The organism is Robiginitalea sp. (assembly GCF_049588695.1).
In the GTDB taxonomy this organism is placed as follows: Bacteria; Bacteroidota; Bacteroidia; order Flavobacteriales; family Flavobacteriaceae; genus Robiginitalea.
This window is the reverse complement of record NZ_JBAVZJ010000028.1, coordinates 1-4,207: the sequence shown is the minus strand read 5'-3', so window position 1 is coordinate 4,207 and position 4,207 is coordinate 1. Positions and strand designations below refer to the sequence as shown.

At 44.1% G+C, this 4,207-nt stretch carries 6 protein-coding genes; 4 read left to right on the top strand and 2 right to left on the bottom strand.

The annotated features are described in order from the left end of the window. Nucleotides 1–107 precede the first annotated feature (107 nt). Nucleotides 108–464: a hypothetical protein gene (locus WBV75_RS00465; protein ID WP_424118701.1), complete on the bottom strand. Its 357-nt coding sequence runs from the start codon at nt 462–464 to the stop codon at nt 108–110. Between the two features lie 218 nt (nt 465–682). Between WBV75_RS00465 and WBV75_RS00460 the strand changes: the two genes are divergently transcribed. The 3 genes from WBV75_RS00460 to WBV75_RS00450 are packed head-to-tail and all read left to right on the top strand — an operon-like array spanning nt 683 to nt 2,493. Beyond that, nucleotides 683–1,564 carry an AraC family transcriptional regulator gene (locus tag WBV75_RS00460; RefSeq protein WP_424118700.1) on the top strand — a complete coding sequence of 294 codons (882 nt, stop codon included), beginning with the start codon at nt 683–685 and terminating at the stop codon, nt 1,562–1,564. Next, entirely contained in the window at nt 1,564–2,160 is a 597-nt protein-coding gene (locus WBV75_RS00455) for an alpha-ketoglutarate-dependent dioxygenase AlkB family protein (RefSeq protein ID WP_424118699.1), read from the top strand. The genes WBV75_RS00460 and WBV75_RS00455 overlap by 1 nt, the downstream gene beginning before the upstream one ends. Nucleotides 2,161–2,208: 48 nt before the next feature. After that, the gene (locus WBV75_RS00450; RefSeq protein ID WP_424118698.1) at nt 2,209–2,493 is read left to right on the top strand and encodes a TIGR03643 family protein; all 285 of its coding nucleotides are present in this window, start codon (nt 2,209–2,211) and stop codon (nt 2,491–2,493) included. A gap of 9 nt (nt 2,494–2,502) precedes the next feature. Here WBV75_RS00450 and WBV75_RS00445 read toward each other — a convergent pair whose 3' ends face one another. Beyond that, nucleotides 2,503–3,222: a S1/P1 nuclease gene (locus WBV75_RS00445; protein ID WP_424118697.1), complete on the bottom strand. Its 720-nt coding sequence runs from the start codon at nt 3,220–3,222 to the stop codon at nt 2,503–2,505. A gap of 374 nt (nt 3,223–3,596) precedes the next feature. Between WBV75_RS00445 and WBV75_RS00440 the strand changes: the two genes are divergently transcribed. Beyond that, nucleotides 3,597–4,207: carbohydrate binding family 9 domain-containing protein (locus WBV75_RS00440; RefSeq protein ID WP_424118696.1), on the top strand; the 611-nt coding region annotated here is incomplete at its 3' end.

The window sequence follows — 4,207 nt, the reverse complement described above, 5'->3', positions numbered from 1 at the left end:
TCTCCCTGGTCTTCCGGAACAAAAACAAAAACAACTCCAAAGGTGGTTGTCATAAAAAAAGGGGCCTTAAAGCCCCTTTTCTCCTGAATTAAACCAACTAAAACGAACTAAAGTACTGCTACAGTTGCGGTGTAGATCACGTCGCCGTCGTTGAGAACGACACTGTAGGTACCTTCGTAGGCACTTTCAAAATTAAAGGCCATTTCAACTACCGGGGTCTGGTTGAACTTTTTGATGTACAACAGGCGATTGTCCTGGTCATACACCTTTAAAGTAACTTTTTCACCTTCCAGATTTAAATGGTTTACAAATACTCTTTCTCCCTCGACCATTATAGCCGGAGTATTTGTTTTGATTTCCTTTTCACCCGGTTTAACAATAGTAGCCGGTGTGGCAGCACTAAGGCTTGCTGATGCTGCGAGTACGAGTAATGCTGAACTTACTTTTTTCCAATTGTTTTTCATGACATTCGTTTTTTGATTAGAACTTAATTTTAATGAACACTCCAAAAGTAACTCAGGGTTATGGCTAAAACCACCACAACATTACCCTCTTTATGTCTGATATTAACGTATATTAAGGTTAATTTTTCCATGGATGTTAATATTCCATATATTCAGGGTAATTTCGTATAATCTATCTGGAGTGGTCTTGCGTAAATTTGAATAAAAAATGCAGGGATATGGAAACTATAACTAAGAATAAACCAGCCTTTGAGGCTATAGCCCCGGATTTCGGTCAGTCTTTTACATATCAAAAATTCAGCGCTGCAAAACCCAACAAGAATAATGTATGGCATTACCATCCGGAACTGGAACTGGTATATGTCAATGGAGGAAGTGGCCGCAGGCAAATTGGTAGTCACGTTTCCTATTACACCCAGGGTGACCTGATTCTTATCGGCTCCAACTTGCCCCATTGCGGTTTTACCGATGCCAGTACCGGTAATTCCAGTGAATCTGTGGTGCAGATGAAGGCAGATTTTCTGGGATCCGATTTTTTTGACATTCCCGAAATGTCCAAAATTCGAAACCTGTTTGAAAAGGCCAAGGGAGGCCTCGCCTTTGGAGGTACTTCAAAGAAAAAAATCGGGGAGAAAATTGAAATCCTGGAGTATAAGACCGATTTTCAAAGACTCCTGGCTATTCTCAACGTCCTCAATGAACTCGCCAGTTCCAAAGACTTTGAAATTCTCAATGCCGATCATTTGTCCATGGAACTCCAATCCAAAGAAAATGATCGCATCAATACGATTTTCAACTACGTCAAAGAAAACTACCGACAACCTATTTCCCTGGAGGAAATGGCAGATTTGGTATTTATGACAGTCCCTTCCTTTTGCCGGTATTTTAAAAAGGTTACTCAGAAGACTTTTGTTCAGTTCGTCAATGAATACCGGCTGGTCCACGCCTCCAATCTGCTCTCGGAGAACAAATTGAGCATTACCCAAATTTGTTTTGAAAGCGGGTTCAACAATTTTTCACATTTTAATAAGTCCTTTAAGGCCTTCACAGGTATGAGTCCCTCTCAATATCGCAATGAGCTCCAATCCGTGGTCCGCTGATGGAGGATCTCAAACAAACCGGCCGTATTGTCCTGCGCGATGCCCAATTGCATTACGAACCACATTTTTTGGGTCGGGATGCAGCGGATATGCTCTTTAAGCATTTGCTGAAACATGTATCCTGGAAGGAAGACACCATCCGTATCTTCGGAAAAACCTATCTGCAACCACGTCTGACCGCCCTTTTTGGCGAGCAGGGTAAATCCTACACGTATTCAGGAATCCAAATGCACCCCACGGCCTTCACACCTGAATTACTGGATCTGAAAAAAAAGATTGAAGATCTGAGTGGTGAACGCTTTACAACCTGTCTTCTAAATCTCTACAGGGATGGGCAAGACAGCAATGGCTGGCATGCAGATAATGAGAAGGAATTGGGGAATCAGCCGTTTATCGCCTCGGTTTCCCTGGGTGCCACCCGGGCATTTCACCTAAAACACAGGGAAGACAAATCCCTGAGGTTCCGCATGCAGTTGGAGCATGGGAGCTTACTGCTGATGGGAGGTGCTATGCAGGAATCCTGGTTGCATCAAATTCCTAAAACCCGAAAACCCCTGGGACAACGCATAAACCTCACGTTTCGCAAAATCAATTGAAAATGCACCTGTGTTTCACCTTAGGGGAATCCTTCGTATTTTTGAAATGTGGAAAAACAAGACCTAACACCGCAGGAGATCGATCGCATCATTGAAATGGCCTGGGAGGACCGAACACCTTTTGAAGCCATAACGTTTCAATTTGGACTTAGTGAAGACCATGTAATTTCCCTTATGCGCAACGAGCTTAAACCCGGAAGTTTTAAAAGGTGGCGCAAGCGCGTTCAGGGACGAAGCACAAAGCATCTGAAACTGCGCAACGCGAATGTGAATCGTTTTAAGTGTTCCCGTCAACGCGGCATAACCGGAAACGCCATTTCAAAAAGGAAATAAGTTGGATCTTCAGCCGTAAATGGCGTTGAGCACGGCGGCTAACCGAAGCCCCCCTACGAGTAATTGTTCCTCAACCGTATCCCACCATACGTAACGGTAGCGGTAACTCAGTTTTTCTCCGGATTCAGCCGAGGCGTAGACGCGGTTGGTAACCTCCTGAACTTCCTCCACCCAATCGTATACCGTACCAGCCATAACCCGTTTGATTTTTTCCCGGTCCCAACGCGGCAAACTCTCCGCCAACTCTGTATAACTCATCCCGTAATCGTCGATTAAATTAGCATCCCACACCCGGTGTAAATTACTCCCACGTCCAAACCACTGCAGCTGGATATCATTACCACCCTTATCCTCCAATTTTCCAACATGCATGGGTTGATGCAGGTCTCCAACCAGGTGAACTAGCATTTTAAGGTAAAACTCCGCATCCTCCTCCGATGTTCCCGGATCCTTAAGAATGGTCATACATTTTTCAATTCCCATCACCACGTCTCCTTCGGCCGCGGGCTCCGAATCCAGGTACCGAGCGTCAGCGGGAAAATTAACGTAATGCCAGGGACTAAAACGCCCATAATTCCTGTCCGATTTAATGGCATCTGCATAGTTGGATACCTCAGCCAGGGTTTCCCCCTGTAATATCTTTTCAATGGTTTTACGGGCTTTCCGATTCAAATGCTTTTGAGCCACAGCCCCAATGACGCGGTGTCCCGTTTTCGACCATTCCGGCAAAGGATTTGAGATCCCTTGTATCGGAAATAAGAAAATACTTATTAGACCCAGTATCAGTTTTTGTCTCATGGCAATCAAAAAAATCAATAGGTTTTAAGATCGGGGTTACCCCTTACTTCAACTCGTTATATTGAAATGTACAAAAAACCCTATTTCCCGACCTTGTGAATCTCATTTCTTATCTAAATATTTCGTTAAAGTATTTACAAAAGAACAGCTGTTAGTTAAGGAAAAATTACTTTTAAGGTCCTTAAAAAGACTGAATGCATTTATTCTGGCGGTGGGCTTTTTGCTTTTTTTGCTCTGTTTATGCTTACTCACAAACCGGTCCCTACAAATCTTTTACGGTTAAATATACTACCGAAAAAATCGAATTGGACGGTGCCCTGGATGATTATGCCTGGGAAATTGCAGAGTCCGCCGATGAATTTTGGGAATACTTCCCGGTGGACAGTATTCAGGCGCGAAAACAAAGCGAAATCAAAATGCTGTATGATGATACCAACCTGTATATTGGGATCCGGGTTTATACAGCAGGCAGGAATTATGCTATAGAGTCCCTCCGGCGTGACTTCAGGGCGGGAAACTCGGATAACATCACCCTGTTGTTCGACACTTTTAACGACGCCAACAATGCTTTTTTGTTCGGGATAAACCCCTATGGGGTGCGGCGGGAAGGTCTCGTTTCCGGGGGAGGTCTGGACCTTCGTGGCTTTACAATTTCCTGGGACGTCAAATGGAAAGGTGAATCCAAAATCTACGACGACTATTACACCTCCGAAATGGTGATTCCCCTGACTTCCTTTAAATTTCGGGAAGGTGAAACCAAATGGCGATTTAACAGTTATCGTTTCGACACCCAATCCAATGAACAAAGTACCTGGGTCCGTATCCCGCAAAACCAGAATATTTACGGGTTGACCTTTATGGGGGATATGGTTTTTGAAAAGCCATTGGGTAGGTCCCGCACCCCAATGGCCATTAT